The sequence below is a fragment of the Shewanella sp. 30m-14 genome (assembly GCF_052977125.1).
Window position 1 is genome coordinate 139,605 of the sequence record NZ_JBRILW010000005.1, and the last position, 18,219, is coordinate 157,823.

At 46.4% G+C, this 18,219-nt stretch carries 11 protein-coding genes; 2 read left to right on the forward strand and 9 right to left on the reverse strand.

All coding sequences use genetic code 11. The annotated features are described in order from the left end of the window. Positions 1–75 precede the first annotated feature (75 nt). A complete protein-coding gene (gene pmbA / locus ACVBIU_RS05745; RefSeq protein ID WP_447159749.1) occupies positions 76–1,416 on the reverse strand; it encodes a metalloprotease PmbA in 1,341 nt (446 codons plus the stop codon). A gap of 217 nt (positions 1,417–1,633) precedes the next feature. Between pmbA and yjgA the strand changes: the two genes are divergently transcribed. Both yjgA and ACVBIU_RS05755 read left to right on the forward strand, forming a co-directional pair. After that, a complete protein-coding gene (gene yjgA / locus ACVBIU_RS05750) occupies positions 1,634–2,176 on the forward strand; it encodes a ribosome biogenesis factor YjgA (protein ID WP_447159750.1) in 543 nt (180 codons plus the stop codon). A 187-nt stretch (positions 2,177–2,363) separates the two neighbouring features. After that, positions 2,364–4,958 (forward strand): hypothetical protein, encoded by a 2,595-nt coding sequence (locus ACVBIU_RS05755; RefSeq protein WP_447163277.1) that lies wholly within the window; start codon positions 2,364–2,366, stop codon positions 4,956–4,958. A 320-nt stretch (positions 4,959–5,278) separates the two neighbouring features. On the opposite strand, the gene ACVBIU_RS05760 is transcribed toward ACVBIU_RS05755, so the two are convergent. The 8 genes from ACVBIU_RS05760 to rng all read right to left on the reverse strand — a co-directional run bounded on the left by ACVBIU_RS05760 (position 5,279) and on the right by rng (position 18,196). Then, positions 5,279–6,415: an ABC transporter permease gene (locus ACVBIU_RS05760; protein ID WP_447163278.1), complete on the reverse strand. Its 1,137-nt coding sequence runs from the start codon at positions 6,413–6,415 to the stop codon at positions 5,279–5,281. A 1-nt stretch (position 6,416) separates the two neighbouring features. Next, positions 6,417–7,580, reverse strand: coding sequence for an ABC transporter permease (locus tag ACVBIU_RS05765; protein WP_447159753.1), 1,164 nt, complete (start codon positions 7,578–7,580; stop codon positions 6,417–6,419). 30 nt (positions 7,581–7,610) lie between these two features. Next, complete coding sequence (locus tag ACVBIU_RS05770) at positions 7,611–8,582, reverse strand: HlyD family secretion protein (protein ID WP_447159754.1); 972 nt, start codon at positions 8,580–8,582, stop codon at positions 7,611–7,613. After that, the gene (locus ACVBIU_RS05775; protein ID WP_447159755.1) at positions 8,572–9,963 is read right to left on the reverse strand and encodes a TolC family protein; all 1,392 of its coding nucleotides are present in this window, start codon (positions 9,961–9,963) and stop codon (positions 8,572–8,574) included. Before ACVBIU_RS05775 ends, ACVBIU_RS05770 begins: the two co-directional genes overlap by 11 nt. A gap of 113 nt (positions 9,964–10,076) precedes the next feature. Then, positions 10,077–11,525: a metalloprotease TldD gene (gene tldD, locus ACVBIU_RS05780; protein WP_447159756.1), complete on the reverse strand. Its 1,449-nt coding sequence runs from the start codon at positions 11,523–11,525 to the stop codon at positions 10,077–10,079. An 89-nt stretch (positions 11,526–11,614) separates the two neighbouring features. Then, positions 11,615–12,445: a carbon-nitrogen hydrolase family protein gene (locus ACVBIU_RS05785; RefSeq protein ID WP_447159757.1), complete on the reverse strand. Its 831-nt coding sequence runs from the start codon at positions 12,443–12,445 to the stop codon at positions 11,615–11,617. After that, positions 12,369–16,730, reverse strand: coding sequence for a YhdP family protein (locus tag ACVBIU_RS05790; protein WP_447163279.1), 4,362 nt, complete (start codon positions 16,728–16,730; stop codon positions 12,369–12,371). Before ACVBIU_RS05790 ends, ACVBIU_RS05785 begins: the two co-directional genes overlap by 77 nt. After that, complete coding sequence (gene rng / locus ACVBIU_RS05795; RefSeq protein ID WP_447159815.1) at positions 16,730–18,196, reverse strand: ribonuclease G; 1,467 nt, start codon at positions 18,194–18,196, stop codon at positions 16,730–16,732. The genes ACVBIU_RS05790 and rng overlap by 1 nt, the downstream gene beginning before the upstream one ends. Positions 18,197–18,219: the final 23 nt, after the last annotated feature.

Here is an 18,219-nt window from a genome sequence, read left to right on the forward strand (position 1 = left end):
TTTTGTGAGTCGATTGCAGCTAAGCCTAATACCGCAAGTAACGATAAGTATATTAGGCGTTAGGTATATGGGGTATTAGTTACCCGCGATCTTCATCTTATCCATTAAGATCCCGCCAGTGCGGATCGATGAGCGCAGATCTCTGTCTTTAGCCACTGCGACGATATTCTGGTACATATCTTTAAGGTTACCCGCAATGGTGATCTCTTCTACTGGGTACAGAATAACGCCGTTCTCAACATAGAAACCTGCCGCACCACGAGAGTAATCACCCGTAACGGTATTCACCCCTTGGCCCATCACTTCAGTCACGATAAGACCAGTGCCCATCTCTTTAACCAACTGGTCAAAAGTTTGCCCTGTGGTTGATAAGGTCCAGTTATAGATACCGCCCGCATGGCCAGTATTGGTCAACCCAAGCTTTCGCGCCGAGTAACTGGTTAATAGGTAGGTTGCTAAGCGCCCATTGTCGATAATATCGCGCGCCTGAGTGGCAACGCCTTCACTATCGTATGCCGAGCTTGCTAAAGCACCGACCATTAATGGGTCTTCATGAATGCTAAACCAATCTGGGAACACTTGTGTATCGATAGCGTCTAGCAGGAAGCTCGACTTACGGTATAAGCTGCCACCACTGATAGCGCCAACTAAGTGCCCCATCAAGCCTGTAGCTATTTCAGGTGAAAACAGCACCGGAAGCTGAGTGGTTGCGATTTTACGTCCACCTAATCGGCCAGCCGTTTTTTCAGCCGCTTTCTTACCGATAATTTCTGGTGCCGTCATCTCGCTAAATTTGCGAGCGACGGTATAGTCATAGTCGCGCTGCATACTGCCTTCAAGCTCACCAATAGCTACACAACTTAGGCTGTAACGTGAGCTGCAATAACCATGCAAAAATCCATGGCTATTGCCATACACTTTAACGCTAGAGTGGGCATTTGCACTCGCACCATCAGACGTTTTCACTCGCTTATCGGTGTCTAATGCCGCTTCTTCGGCTAATACCGCAAGGCGAGTTAACTCCTCTGGAGAGATATCTTCTGGGTGGTACAGATCAAGATCGGGGAACCGAGTCGCCATTAATGACTTTTCAGCCAAACCATTAAATGGATCAGCAGAGGTAAAGCGAGCAATATCATCAGCCGCTTTCACCGCTCGCTGAATCGCAGCTTGACTTAAATCTGAAGTCGATGAGCTACCCTTGCATCCATCTCTAAAAACGGTAATGCCCAGAGCGCCATCTTTATTAAACTCAACGGTTTCAACTTCTTTCATTCGCGTTGAAACAGACAAACCTTGTTGCTTACTGATCGCAACTTCTGCACCAGAAGTGCCTAATGTTTTTGCATATTCCAGCGCCATCGAAACGGCATCTTTCAAGGAATCCAATTCAATATCAATGCTAGGTGAAGACACAGATCTACTCTTTATTTGTCGGCAATAGCGATAGCATAACAAACCCAAAACCCAATCACATTAAATAATCCTGCCATGTGAGGCTCAATCGCTCGCTTCTCAAGAATAAAAATATCGACTAAATGAACTAAGAAAGGTCTACAGCCTCAAAAATAGGAAAGGAAATAAGCAAGTTTAGATGTTATTATTAGCACAGAATTTGTAAGAGATTGTAGATATGAAGATTGTCGGTGACTCAGAACACTTCCACCAGCCCTATGACAAAGATGAGAACTACGAAAGTAGAGCGGACGCTAAACGCGAAATCGCTATCTATCAAGAATATGGCAATAGATTAGTTGCACTTAGTAAGACCCAAGTACAGAAGCTAAATCTTGATGAAACGCTTTATGATAATATTTTGAAAGCCAAAACAATCAAAATTAATACCGAAGCGCACCGTCGTCACATTCAGTACATTGGTAAACTAATGCGTTATGTTGATCTCGAAGAGTTAGATGTCGCGATTAAGAACGTGCTGAACCAAAACAGCAACGAAAGTGCTAAAACCAATATGGCTGATAAGACGCGTGATCAGCTACTCGCTGAAGGCGACTCAGCGGTACAAGCCTTAATTGAGCAGCACCCTGAATTTGATAGACAAAAACTTCGTCAGTACATTCGTCAGACTAAAAAAGAGCTAACGAAAAACCCTGATATTGAAGCGTCAAAGACAGCGAAAGAATTAAGTAAATATTTACGTAACGAGATCAAAGATTAATCGTTACATATATAGACATCATCGCTATATAGCTACACAATAGCTCCCTTAGTATTAACCATACTTAGGGAGCTTTTTTATGGGTCTATTTTTAGGCTTATACTGCAGAGCGCGCCTTTGATTGGTTAATATAAGTTACCCATCGGTACTATATTCAGCAAAAATTTGTAGCAAAAGGAATATGCAAATGCGCCTGACCGCAAAACTGGCTACCCTCCCTCTGTCTTTAATGTGTCTTTCTTTACTCGGTGGCTGTAATGGTGCATCGGATGACAATAGTGATACCGACAATGGTGGTACCTACAGCCTCTCTCTAAGTTATAAGACCGTTGTTGATGGCGCCTGTGCCGAGCCAACCAATTCATTGAGTTTTGCCGCTAATAGCGCTTTTTGCGCCGTTGCGCATCTTAAGCAAGATAATCGCGACCGTAGTGGCCAGCTCATCTCTTTCTCAGCAACCTTTGGCGAGCTTTCTGTTACCAACAAGCTAACTAACTCCAATGGACAAGCCGAAATCATCGTCAGTAACTCCGCAGGTGCAGAAGGCGCGGGAACATTAACCGCAAGCTTCACTGAAGGTGAAAGCAGCGCCAACGCCAACCGCAACTTTGAGTTCACTTCGACAACTGCGCCATCAGAGCCTAAATTCAGCCTAAATAGCGCCATTATCAACGGCACTGCCGTTGTGACCCAGTTTAAGGCGGGTGAAACCGTACAACTGCAAGCTACATTCCTCAATGAGCAGGGCCAAGGAGTCGCTGGTAAGTTAGCTAGTTTTACCGCAGGCAGCGCCAGTCTTAATCCAAGCTCTGCCCTCACGAAAGAAAATGGTATTGCCCAAGTCAGCTACACCCCCAGTGACACAGAACTTGGCGCCGCCAACTTATCTGTAACCTTAGATGATGACGGTAAAACTTATCAAAGCTCAGGTCTGTATGAAGTACTAGCAAAAGATGCGGTCAGTGAAGACGGCATTATCGTCATCGGTCATTTCTCAGCAGACCGCAGCACGTTTACAGAAAATAAACTAGCTACCACCCTACCACTTGAAGCGGATAAATATATTGTCAGTGCCGGCGGTACATTTGGGGTGACTGCTGATGTAGCGACCAAAAACGATGATGGCACCTACACCCGGTTGCAAACACCCACCAGCGTCAGCTTTAGCTCTAGCTGCGTACTCAGTAACGATGCCAGTATCGACTCACCCGTCACCACTTTATCGGGCGCTGCCAGCTCAACGTTCCAAAACACTAACTGTAGCGGCAATAGCCAGCGTAATGATCAAATTATCGCTTCTGTCGTGGCTGGTAACCAAACACTATCGGCAACACTTGATTTCGCACTCGCAAGCCAAACTCTGGCTAACTTGAGTTTTGTCTCGGCTGAGCCGACATCAATTCGCATCAAAGGTGCTGGCGGCACTGGTTCGAGTGAATCATCACTTATCACCTTTAAAGTGGCTGATGCTAATGGCCAACCTATTGCCCAGCAAAACGTGGATTTCTCGCTAGATACCACAGTTGGCGATATTACGTTCGCTAATGATAGTAATACCACCAGCAATACCAGTAACTCAGCCGGTCTGGTTAGCGCTACTGTACTGTCTGGCACCATGCCGACACCTGTGCGTGTGCTAGCTACAGCTAAAAACAGCGATGACGGTTCTGTAACGACACAATCTGAGCAGCTCACCATCAATACCGGTTTACCACAGCAGTTAGGCTTTAGTTTATCAAGCAGCATACTTAATCCAGAAGCGGGTGATCACAATGGTGAGACAGCCTCTATTACGGCTTACGCATCAGACAGCTTTGGTAACCCAGCGCCAAATGACACCACCATTAACTTTACAGCCGAAGGTGGTCAAATTGAGCCAAGCTGCGTAACAGTAAATGGCAGTTGTAGCGTTGAATGGACGTCAACTAGCCCACGCGTACCCGATCATCGCATCACAGTGCTGGCTTATGCCTTAGGTCATGAAACCTTCTTCGATACCAACGGTAATAACGTGTTTGATAACAAGGTAACCGATCCAGTTAAGCTTGATGACGGAGGTAAAATTTTCGCAGCGTGTTTAGGCGCAGATGGTAAAGCGAAAGTCTGCTCTGGCAACGGTATGGATATCGATACTTATCACTCGGAAGGCTTCATCGATCTAAGCGATGCCTATCGTGATGACAATGAAAGTGGCACATATGACAAAGGTGAACCCTACTTTAATACAGCTTCCACCTCTGAGTTTATCTGTTTAGATGAATCAACTGATGCTACCTGTGGCGATAATAAATTTAATGGTCCTCAATGCCAAACATCAGATTATGAAAATGGTTTATGTGGCAAAGTTGAAAATCAAGCCAACAAAACCTATATCCGTAAAGCCTTGATCATGACCATGTCAGGCTCAAAGGCGTACTTTAAAATCACTCAAGGTAATAGAACAATTTTTGAGAATGGCAAACAGTCCATGGATGTTCTCACTATCGATCCTGGTGCATCGATGACTTTCAATATTCAATTCTTCGATAGCGCTAATCAAATTATGCCATTTGGCACCACTCTGACGACTACGGCCAGTGAAGGTGAATTAGATGCTTCAAACTATGAAGTCCCCAACACCAATAGCATTGGTGGCACTACAACCAGCTTCACTCTGACCAATGATATCGATCCTGCAAGCACAGGCGAAGCCGCCAAGAGCAGCTCTATTTCTATCGATGTAGAAACTCCTAAAGCAGTAAAGTCAGGCATATCATTAATTGTTGAGTTAAGCGGCACCTAAAAACCAGCCACTTTCAACACACAAATAAAAAGCCCGCTGTAACTTAAGTTACAGCGGGCTTTTTATTTATCAGTAGTTCGTCGATTCTATCAACTAATTGCAATTTAATTAAATACACGATGAATCTTACAGTCCAATGAAGATCAGCTTGGTATTGAGGGAGCAAGTCTCTGCAGCATAAATGCTACGGTTAAGCCCTCATTGATGAGTTCACGGCGTCTTGCGGAGTCAATATCAAGATGAGCCGTTAATTAATGCGATGCTAATAATCAGAATTAACATCGCATCCAAATTAACAGCGTACTCAAATTAACCTAGAGCTAAGCTGCCCGCTTTAACCGCTTAGATGCGCCCCAATAAGCCAAGCCAAAGTAAACCGCTACCATAGCCCATAACTGTAACCACTGCGGCATAATGCTCTGCCACGATGCGCCCATTTGATTTAGCTCTAACATGGCCATAATCGCGGGAACCGCTGGCACAACTTGTGATACTGCTACAACTGCCTCAGGAATAAGTGCTGTTGGCCACACAAAGCCAGAAACAAACAGGATAGGCATAGAAACCAATAGTAATACTTGAGTCGGTAAATCCCGCCGAGTAAACAAACAACTAAAGGCGATGCCTGCCGCACACGTTGCCAATAAAAAAGGTAACATCAGCAGAGCGACTTTCCCCAAACTTGCCTGTAAGCTAACGTCATACCAATAGTAACAGTAACCAACGTAGTAACTGCTTAATAAGGTATAAATCAACATAAAGGCGACCATACGGCCACAGATAAGTTTAAGCGGACTAACCTCGCGCCAATAGCCTTGTTGCTTCCATTGGCTTGCGCCCAAAATACCTATGCCAATCAGCAACGTCTGGTGCAATATCAATAAGAACAATCCCGGTACCACATAAGGCGTATAACCTAAACTGGGGTTAAAAGCTGGAATACTATTGAGTTTGACCACATTAAGGCTCTGTTTTACCGCTGTAGCATTCCCCCCTTTCGCTAATAACCCCATACGCTGAATATCTTTGCTGATATCTAAACCTGCCGAGACCAAACCTTCAACGACGGCGGAGTAGATCAAGAAGTAACTGGCATCACCGCCGTAGCTTAAGGTAACCCCCTTGCCTAATAACAGATCTTGCCTAAAGTCAGCGGGGATCACGAGCAAACCATGGGCCCGGCCAGTTTCAATCCAGCGCTTAGCCTCATCGATTGAGCCCACCTCTGCTATCACCTCAATTTTAGGGCTAGCATTAGCATCACGGATAAGTTTCCGGCTGAGTGATGAGTGGTCATGATCGATCACCACCACTTGCTGCTCTGTCGGAACTTCATTGAGATAAGGCAAAGGGTAAAGAATCGAGTAAAACAGCACACCACCAAAAACAGTAATAACAATGGTTTTATCGGCAAGAACCGCTTTTAACTCTGACCAAATAAGCGCTAAGAAGCTCATGTTATTGATCCTTAACCGTAGCGATTAGCACTGGATCTTCAGTCACAGAAAAATCTCTTTTCGCCAAGATGCTGATTGGAATAAGTAACAACAGGAATCCCCAATAGCTGGTCATTTGCGATAAACTCGCCATCAAGCCTTGGCCATAACTTACCACCGCAATATGAGTTTCAATATAATGGCTGGTGGGCATAATCACTCGCCACCACTGAGCAAGGGCGGGCATCTCATGCACGGGGAATGTCACCCCCATAAAGGCAAAAGCGGGGGCAAACATCGCGGTACAAAAGCTAATGACCCTTGCACTGTCTTGTAGGGCAAAAAAGATGGTTAACACCATTAACCACACCGCTAATAACATCACCGTTTGAGCGAGCAATATCACTGCAATACTGCCGGCGATGGGTAACTCTAGAAAAAGATAGACAAGGGCTAAGATAAAGCTACCGTGGAGCAATACTAGCGGGGTGTAAAATAACACCTTTGCCCCTATCACTTTCCATAGTCCAAGCTCTGACCATTGCTCAGTCGTATTCCAACGAAGCTCACGGTTAAGACTGTTAGCAAAGACCATCATCGCCAACAACTGCAGTAGCGCAATAAGCACTGGAGGCACAAGGAAACCTACATAGTTGGTATTGCGGTTAAACAATGCCGTAGTCTGAGCGCTGATTGGGCTTAAGTTAACCGCAACCTGCTCCATAGGCACACCTGCCGCGAGCATTTTGAGCTCACCTAACGGCTTAAGCCCCTCTGCCATCGTCGCCATTAATTGGCTCGATAATAATTTTCCGACCAGCAAAAACTGGCTGTTATAACGGATATCGATAATGGGTGTTTTTGCTGTCAGCAGATCACGATTGAGCCCGTAAGGCAGCACAAGTAAGGCATAAACCTCCCCCTGCTTCATCGCCTCAACCGCGCTCGGTAAGCCTGCATAACTAATTGGCTTAGTGACGGGGTTAGCTTGTAGTTGACGCGCTAAGGCCCGGCTAACTTGGCTATTGTCTAAATCAACCACTGCAACCGGTAACTGCCTTGGCAAGCCTGCACTAAACAGCAACCACAGCCCAATAATACTCAGCAGCGGAATATAGCTTATCAACGCCAACTGCCATGGATCATCTTGCAGAGCTGAGAACTCTCTTTTGAGTGCCTTAATCAAAGACTTAACCTCTTATCCGTTCCAGCTAACCTATAAGGTGAATAGCACCGACATCCCAACCCTTAGATCTTTAATCGTCTCATTCGGGCGCAGCTCCACTTCGAATGTACGCATATCAAAGTCATGACCACTTTCAGTGGCTCGCCAAGTTGCGAAATCGCCCATTACCGCAATATTGGTTACGGTAAACTCAACATCTCGCTCAAGCGCCGGAATCGTCAGCTTTAGCACATCACCTTGTTTAAACTGTTTAAGTAGATCTTCTCGTACCTGGAATACCGCCCAAGCATCTTTCATATCGATCAAACTGACGACAGGAAAGCCACTGGGTGCTAACTCGCCCGCTTGGAGCAAGACTTCGCTAATTTCACCATTTTTTGGAGAGCGCATTTGACTATCAAGCAAGATTGCAGAGACTTCATTCACTGCACCTTCAGCCATTCGCGTATTACCTGCTGCAGCCGCTTTAGTTTCAACTCGCGCACCTTCATCAGTCATCTGGTACATAGCCAGTGCCGCTTGCTCGGTATATTTGGCCGCTTGCCACTGAGTAAAGGCTTCATCTCGCTTCTGTCTTGCCAGTACCCCTTCGTTGAACAGCACTTCTAAGCGCTCATAGGTCGTGCGATATAACTTGGCTGCCGCTTGCGCTTTTAACCACTCTTCTCTTGCGGCTGAAATTTGCTGCTTACGCGCACCATTGTCAGCCTCTTTTTGCATAGCAACTGCGGCATCACGTCCGCCCTCTGCTTGCATCAATTTAGCTTTTAACTCTGGGCTATTGATAGCGAAAAGCAGGTCTCCCTCGGTCACAAGATCACCTCGTCTTACTAACACCTCTTCAACTCGACCAGGGACTTTTGAGGAAACGTTATATTCGCGCGCCTCTATCTGCCCTTGTAGTAACTGTGGTTTCGGTGTGTAAGCAAGGATTAAGCCGTATACCAAGGCACCTATTAATACGATAAATGCCGCGGCGGCTAAGATACGGTTAGTGCGCATTGGTGTCCCCTTGCTTAATACTTCTTCCAATAAATTCATCTAGCTGACCGCTTATCGCCATCAGTCTTGCATAGGATTGAACGTAGCGATATTGCGCGCCCAACTGTTGGGTCGCAACCGCATTGAGCTTAAGCTCTGCGTCCACTTTTTCGATTGAGGTTGATAACCCCTGCTTAAACGCAATGTCTCTAAGACGTTTATTCTCTTCAGCCAAGCTCATTGAAGTGTTTAACGACACCACCTCTTCTTGTGCCTGTAGCAACTGGCGATAGCTCTGGTCGAGTAATAAGTTCAAATCCTGTTGAGTCTGCGCTTTGGTATATCTAGCCTGTAGTAGTGCGCTCTTAGCAGCCTCGACTTTTCCGCTGCGTCCGTCTCGGCTCAATAAAGGCACGCTGACCCCGATGCCTAGCATCCAGTCTGGTTCTATCTGTGAAAACAAACTGTCGTCTTCATAAAGAGTGTAATTACCGTATAAAAATACCGTTGGTAAGTAGCTGCCCTTCTCTACATCAACCAACCCCTGTGCTTGCGCTTCTTTCGCTTCAAGCAGCTTTAAAGCTGGATGTTGATTAAGGGTCAACTGGGTTAACTGCGGCAAAGAGGGTGATTGGTGCAACATAAATAGTGGCGAGGTGGTATCCACTTTTCGCTCATGCAGCATCATAGATAAGGCGATCATTGCCATCTCTGACTGACGCTTAGCACGGCCATAATTCACCCGAGCATTTTCAAGTGCAACTTGCGCATTAAGGCGCTCGACCTTGGCAATCTGGCCTTGCTGCTCAAGTTTCTCAGCATGTGATGCATGCAAGGTCAGCGAATCAACTAACTCAGATTGCGTACTGGTTAGGGCTTCGGTAACCGCAACGGCATAATAGCGATCGACTAATTGTAGAAATAGATCGCGAGTCGTCAGTTTGAGCTCTTGCTCTTTCTCGGCAACTTCAGCTTCATGAATGGCCTGTGCTGCCGTGATCTTACCGCCAGTGTAGATAGGCCACATGGCCTGTAGGCTTGAGCGGAAAATATCTTGTTCGGTGAAAGGAGTGACAAATAACGAGCCTGGAATACCCGCAAGCGCACCGCCAAGAGCCGGAGGCAATGTGGCAGGGTCAAGAGATGCAAGAGGATTAAGATCGCGCAGATCTAGCTCTATCGGTTTTTCCAAGCGAGTATAGCTGCCCCTTAAGTCGATAGAAGGCAGGTTCATATCTTCACCCGCTCTTCGTTCAGCTTCAGCGCGGTTAACTTCTTGAGCCCCCGCCTGGAGCTTATCGCTGACCTTAATTAGCTGTTGCCACGCCTCGTCAAAGGCCATGGTTTTAGCTTGGGCCGTTAGCGGCAACACTAGCAAAAGAGCACACAGCGAACGTTTCATTAGCACCTCTAGAGTATTTACTCTATTTTTAATGGGTCGATACTATCATTGCATCATCTTGCCTGCTAGGACTTAGTCGATTATTTACTCGCTAAATCCTAGCTTATGAACTTTTATGCGGTGCCACCAACGGTCAACTTGTCTAACTTCAATGTCGGCTGGCCAACACCAACAGGAACACTTTGACCATCTTTACCACATACGCCCACGCCTTTATCCAGCGCTAAATCGTTACCAACCATTGAGATCTGGCTCATCGACTCAGGACCATTACCAATTAAGGTTGCGCCCTTAATGGCTTGGGTGATTTCACCATTTTCAATGAGATAGGCTTCTGATGCCGAGAACACAAACTTACCCGAGGTAATATCCACCTGGCCGCCACCAAAGTTAGGCGCGTAGACCCCTTTCTTAACCGATTTAATGATTTCGGCAGGATCTGACTCACCCGCTTCCATATATGTATTTGTCATACGTGGCATAGGCAGATGTGCATATGACTCGCGGCGACCATTACCGGTTGACTGCTCGCCCATTAGGCGCGCATTAAGTTTGTCCTGCATGTAGCCTTTTAAGATCCCGTCCTCAATCAACACAGTCTTTTGAGTCGGCACCCCTTCGTCATCAATACTCAGTGAACCACGGCGATTAGTCATAGTGCCATCATCGACTACCGTTACTAATTCTGACGCCACTTGCTGGCCCACTTTGCCACTGAAGGCACTGCTCCCCTTGCGGTTAAAGTCACCTTCAAGGCCATGGCCCACAGCCTCGTGCAATAACACGCCAGGCCAACCTGCGCCAAGTACCACAGGCATCTCGCCTGCTGGCGCATCAACTGCGTGCAGGTTTACCTGAGCTTGACGTACCGCTTCTCGAGCAAAGCCAAAGCAATAAGGTAAGCCGTCGCTATCATCTTCTAAAAGCACGCTGTAATCATGACGTCCACCGCCACCAGAGCCGCCGCGCTCGCGCTTGCCGTTCTCTTCTAAAATAACGCTACAGTTAAAGCGCACTAACGGGCGGATATCAGCAGCAAGAGTACCGTCACTCGCTGCCACTAAAATTTCTTCGTGAACACCAGACAGGCTCACTACAACTTGAATAATACGGCTATCTAAGCTGCGGATATAGGCATCAGCTTGCTTAAGCAGCTCAATCTTTTTCACTTCTTCCATCGCAGCAATCGGATCGGAACTGATATACAGCGCCTTACTCTGTTGCTGCTGCCAAGCGTTAACTTGAGCATTACCGCCCGATGTCGCGATTCCACGCGCCGCGGTTGCCGCCGCTTCTAATGCTGCAGGTGTAATTTCATCGGCATAGGCGAAACCGGTTTTTTCACCACTAATAGCACGAACACCTACACCTCGTTCAATATGAAAACTGCCGTCTTTAACAATGCCATCTTCTAATACCCAAGACTCGTGACGACTACCTTGAAAATAAAGATCTGAGAAATCAATTTGATGTTCATGAATACGCTTTAAATAGCTTTGTAGATCATCGATTGCTAGCCCATCTTGTAATAAGCTTTGTCCAACTTGGGTTAAAAATGACATCTATTCTCTCTTTATATTAATTCGATAAAATACGTCGGCAAACCGAATCTTGCTCACAGCAAGTTTCTATTCGCCCTAAATTTATTGAGCTATTTAAGCTGTGGTGACACAAATCGATTATGGGCCATCACCGGCATTTTTGCCCGAAGCGCTTGCAAGCCTTGCAGATCAACCTCAGCTTGAACCCAGCCAGTCCCTTGTGCTTTTTGGGCAAGGATCTCTCCCCAGGGACTGACTATCATACTTTGCCCCCAGGTCTCTCGGCTACCCTGATTATGTTGTCCCCACTGCGCAGCACCTAAGACAAAACATTGGGTTTCGATAGCTCGAGCCTGTAACAGCACCTGCCAATGAGCTTCACCAGTGACTTTGGTGAATGCCGCTGGCACAGCAATAAGCTCGGCTCCCGCCTCTCGCATCGCTCTAAACAGATCGGGAAAACGAAGATCATAACAGATCACTAATCCTAACTTACCCACTGGCGTATCAACCACGCTAATGTGCTTGCCTGGACAAAACGCATCACTTTCTCGATATTGCTTAGTGCCATCAGTCACCTCAACATCGAACAGATGCAACTTATCGTATTGGCCTAAGACACTGCCATCGACATCAAACACATAGCAGCGATTATAAACGCGATCATCTTCGGCTAAAATCGGGATACTGCCCGCAACCATAACGACCCTGTATTGCGCCGCTAGCTTAGCTAAATCTTGCTTGAGTTTGCTATCTTCAGCAGGCATAGCATACTGCAGTTGCTGGCTTTCTTCGCCGCCAAACAACAGGCAACACTCAGGCAATACCACCAACTGTGATTCATTGGCCTTTTGAGGTAATGATTTAAGCTGCGACTCGATAAACTGTAGATTCTCGGATACGCTGCGACTGCTTTGACATTGCAGTAGGCTGACTTGCATCTAACTCTCCCTGTTGGCGGCTATCTGACTCAAACAAACTGCCGTTCGATAGATCTTGCTGCGGTAAATCTGATGATTCGCCCTGCTCATCATGAGCGGTTTCAGGCTTGGATTCAATAACCTTAAGTGCTGGAAGCTTGACATCAGCCTTGCTGTTACTGTTGCTGGTATGCTTGTTAGTATTGGCAACCTCAGCGCTATTAAATTGAATATTTGGCGCTGTCACCGACGATAACTGGCTACCTGACGCCGTAACAGTACTTACTGCAGCACTTTTCTGGTGGCTCCCCTCAACAGGAGCTGGGGTTTCAGTGACCCCAACTATTACTGCATTGGCTTCAGGCAATGTTTGCTGACCTTGAACATCCGACTGCGGTGATTGCTTGCGTAAAATAGACTCCGGAATTTCTATCTCTTTGCTCTTGCGCTCAAGCTCTTCAAGCTTAGGCTCTGACATAGTGCCCGTCAGTCTAAAGCGGATCTCTGAAATCACCTCAATCACAGGCTCAAGCACTTTAGTCAGTGCAAACGCCCCTAATCCAAATGTCCAGCCCGTGCTCAACAGCACGACAGTCGGAACACTCGATGCCAATTGCGGCACAAAGCGAATATCATAATTGAGGCTTTCGGTCATTAAATCGGTATAGCCACGCACTCGCATGTTTCCAGCAACGGCGTTCATCTCAGTGTCGGTCGTTTTAACCACGCCGTCATCAAGCTTTAGCGTACCGTTAAAGGAGTCAAAATAGAGCCCCTTACCAAAAACATCTGAAAAATCTAACGATAATTTGCGCAGCAAGGAGTCTAAGCTAAACAACGAGAAGATGCGTGCGCCTTTGTCGCTGACCTCAGATAAATGCCCTTTGCCTAACTCAAAACTGACGTCACCATTAAGCGTCTCTAACGAAAACGCATAAGGCGCCCCTGTCCATGAAATATCTGCGGTAACGGCTGTCGGTGCATTCTTAAGCCCGGGGTCGATCCCCAGTTTCTCTGACAGATAATCAAATTTTGTGGCATCCAAAGTTAACTTGAATGAGGTGAGGTTTTTGCCTTGATTCATATCCCAGTCACCACGGCCTTTTAGCTGCACGTTGGGCGTGGTAATTGAGACGGTTTGGATCTCATATGACGCTCCCTTAGGTGTTCCTTGCAGCACTAAGTGGCCTAACGACTTACCATATAATGAAAAATTATCGACATCGATCGCCAATGGCGGCAAGTTAGCCATAATCGTATCAGACTTATAATGCGCATTTTCTTCTGTACGAGATTCTGGTGCCATATGGAACTTACTTGCGACGATCTTTAGTCCTTGATTAACCCAGTCCGGATAAAAGTCGAGACGACCATCAAACTGCTGCGAGTTAACATCGAATCGCCAGGCATGTTCAGTCGGCTCTGCGCTAAAGTGGAGGTCCGTCAGCGGTTGCCCCATAAGATTGAGATCATTTAAATCAGCATCAATTGATACCAAAGCAGGAAAGAAAGCTGCTTTGGTTGTCACGGACTCATCAGTCAACACGCTTGGCGCATCATCTTGACTGATATCGCTTTGACTAACCTCGCCTTGACTCACAAAGGCCTGCACAATCGGCAACCAAGGTGACAGCTCGGTCTTATCTAAATCGATCTGCAAGTGACCCTGGTGCTTACGTAACTTGTCTCCAGGCTTAAATAACCGCCCCAGTAACAAGTCATAATGCGCTAGCGCATTGCCTGAGTCAGCCCCAAAGCCACCCCAAAACTCCATCTGCTTATCCAGCTTAATGCCTAAAGAAGCTTGTTTATTATCACCAATTAACTCGGCAACTAAGTGCTTAGCTTCGCCTTTTGCCTTAGAAAAAGGCGCTGGTAAATTAAGGGCGGCGTCAATAAGATCGGTTTCGACTCGCGCTTGAATTCGGTAACCTATGGGATCGAAGATCAACCTCAAATCACCATTCCAATCAACTTGACCGTCATAATAATCGCTAAGGGGATTATGCAGCTCTGGTGGCAAATCGGCTAATTGCCACTGCCCAGCGAGATCGACGTTCACCCCATAGTTCTTATTCATGCTTTTGGTATTAAAGCTAAATTGCAGCGGCTGCTGATACATAACAGCGTTAAGGTTTGAGCCTGTGACCACATCATTGACAAACTGAATCTGTCCGGTGACCTTATCGAGTTGGATCCCAGGTTCAGCCACGTAAACAGGCGTATCTTTAAAATTAACCGTCCCTTTAATCACCTCACTTTCACCATCGTAAAGTGGAATGCTGAGATCGATCTGCCCGGTAATATCACCACTTATCTGCACTACATCAAGCGTTGCTCCAACAGAATCAACTAACGGTGATTGTTGAATAACGGCATTAGCAGCTTCAGCCTTTGTCGCTAAGTCTACTTTCACTTGCAATAAGCTTCTGTCGCCCAGCGAAGGAATGCCGATATAAGCACCGTCCGCTTTAACATCTAATAACTGGCCTTGATTGACCCGAAGATCCATCGCATCATTTTCAAACAAGGCTGACAAGTTAAGCTGACTCACTGCAGGCCAGGTTGGCTGAAATTCAAAGTTAGCGTTTGTTAACGTAAAATCTGCCTGGAAAATACCATCGTGCTGAGCATAGGGGTAACGACTAAATGCACCATGCCACACTACAACCGCATCATCAGTGTTACCCGCTTTAAGCGCTTGAGTTAGGTAAGTAACCAGCTCGCTACTCATGCCATTTAACGGAAAATATTGATGCACGTTAGCCACATCATTAATATCTATGTTGGCGAGTAAGGCCATATGCACCGCATCGGCAAACTCAAAGCGTACGCCAGCATCAATGTCTAAGTCGGCATTACTAAAGTGTATCTTTGGTAAAGATAGCGATAAATCTGAGAAGTTAACATCACCACAAAATGCATCGCCTTTAAGCTGTATTGGCGCGGCAAAATCACCATTAAAGTCGAGGAGGTAGCTTTGTTCAGGCAGTGAAAATCTCAGCGTGTCATCAAGTATATTCGCTTTGACATCAATCGCAGCAACACCAGGAATGCCATCATAAGCAAGCCAAGCGACGCTATCGAGTTCAAGCGACACTTCAGGCTGTTTCAGCAGCTCACCCCAATGGGCGTTAATGTTTTTAATCTTGCCGGTTAGCTTTAATGCCTGCCAGGTATTTAGGCTATCGAGCTCTACACCGGGAATGAGCGGCAGCAAAGGCAATAACATATCCAGCGCCAGCTGATTTGCAGTCGCATCAATACCTTGCTCTGTTTTTTCGGCGACCAGCGATAATGCAGGCCAAGAGGATTCATTGGTTGAAAAATCAAGTCCATGACTTGTTAATGACCAACCTTGTGCTTTTGGCTGCCACAGGACTGCGCCAGAGTTAATGGTAAATTTCTGCGGTTTTTCATTAAGAAACCACTCTAACCAGCTAGGTTGAAACTCGACCGTTACTCCCTCAATGCTTCTATTTGCAAATCCAGCCCATGCCTGAAGATTGACAACGCCTTCCAGTGGCAGACTTGTTGTCATGTCATATGGATTAGGTTGTCTGGAGGCCCACTCGCCAATATCCAGTGAGCGCGCCGCTAAGTAGAACTGGCCCACTAAAGATTCTGGGCGATTACCATTACCCTTAATATCGACGCTTAATGCCAACTGCTCTACCTCTGAGGCATTTTCATCGAGTACAACCTTGCCTTCAGCTCGATGCCGGCCACTGGTATTGCGCCACTTCATATCTTTAATAAAGATGGGGCGATAATCATGCTCTTTGCTAAGCAACTGAAATCTAGCATCGGTAATTGAAAAGCGATCCAGTTGTTCTAATAACAACTTATAGATCCAATCCGTCTGCATTTGGGTGGTCGACTCGCGAGGCTCAAGCGCCTTTAAACGATCCAGATCTAAGGCGACATTTGCCCCATCGAAGATCACATCCTCGATTTGTGGTGACGCTGTGACTAACGACTGCCAAAAATCAAATTTCACATGCACTTGATTAAATAACAGGGTGACAGGAAGGTTGTCCTGCGCGGGTAGAACGAAGTTTTTAACCGTTAATGCAGGGCCATATGCCTGCCATTCCGCAGCGAGGTTACCGATGTCCACTTTGACTTGATACTCAGACTCAACAAAACTGATCAGCTCCATACGGACCTGATCAAGTTGTGGTAACAAGCCCCTAAATAGACTGACCATAAGTGCAAACAGCACTAAAATGATGGCGAGAAATTGCCAGCAAAAACGAGTCAAATTAAAAAAGCGCTTTTTAGGTGCGCAAGTCTCTGATGACACTACATTATCACCACATCAAATTTGTTCTGCGCATACATAGGTTCATTTTGCAGCCTCACTCGTTTACCGATGTAGACCTCCAATTCTCCCAGTAGATGACTCTCGTCACCTTTCAGACTCTGATAAACAGCAGGCGAGCAGTAAACCAAGAACTCATCAGCATCGTAGCCACGATTCAAACGAATGATCTCTCTGAAAATTTCGTAAGAGACAGTTTCAACCGTCTTTAAATTACCCGTGCCGAAACAAGCTGGACATTCACCGCACAATACATGCTCTAAGCTTTCACGAGTACGTTTACGGGTCATCTCCACTAGGCCTAAGCCAGAGAAACCACTGATATTGGTTTTCACTCTGTCTTTAGACAAAGCACTTTCTAAACTGGCTAGCACACGCTTTTTATGGTCGTTATTCATCATATCGATAAAGTCGATAATGATAATGCCGCCTAAATTACGCAGACGTAATTGACGTGCTATGGCATGGGTCGCTTCGAGGTTGGTATTAAAAATGGTTTCTGCAAGATTACGATGGCCAACAAACGCCCCCGTATTGATATCTACCGTGGTCATGGCTTCGGTTTGATCTATGATCAAGTAGCCGCCAGATTTAAGCTCGACTTTACGCCCCAAGGCGCGCTGCACTTCATTTTCGACATCATAAAGGTCAAAAATGGGGATAGGCCCATTGTAGTGCTCAAGCTTATCGGCGATCTCAGGCATGAACTCTTGCGCAAACTGCTGCAGCTCTTCATAAGTTTGCGCTGAGTCGACCTGAATTTGGTCCAGCTCAGTACCCACAAAATCGCGCACAATACGCACAGGTAGGGCGAGGTCTTGATACAATAAAGACACGCCACGGCGCTTGCGTCTCTCGCTAACTTTGGCCCACACACGTCTTAAAAAGCCCGCATCTTGCACGAGTTCATCTTCACCCGCGCTCTCAGCTGCGGTGCGAATAATAAAGCCGCCATCATCATCAACAAAGGGTTGTGTTATTTTTTTCAGGCGAGCCCGAATTTCTTCGGACTCAATGCGTTGCGACACACCCACATGGCTAGAGCCTGGCATAAACACCAGATAGCGAGAGGGTAAGGTGATATCTGTCGTTAAGCGCGCGCCTTTGGTGCCTAGCGGATCTTTAACCACTTGCACCATGATGTCTTGCCCTTGCCTAACAAGCTCGGCAATGTCGCGCACCACAAAATTGCCTTTTTCAACATCGGCAACACATTCGGTATGCGGCACAATATCTGAGGCATGCAAAAATGCAGCCTTATCGAGGCCGATATCAACAAAAGCCGCCTGCATACCCGGTAGTACGCGGCTCACTTTACCTTTATAAATATTGCCAACTAAACCACGCTTCATGCGTCGTTCAATATGGACTTCTTGCAGCACGCCATGCTCGACTAATGCAACTCGAGCTTCTGTTGGTGTTACATTGATTAAGAGCTCAGAGCCTATTTTTTTCTGCACTCGGCTTTGCG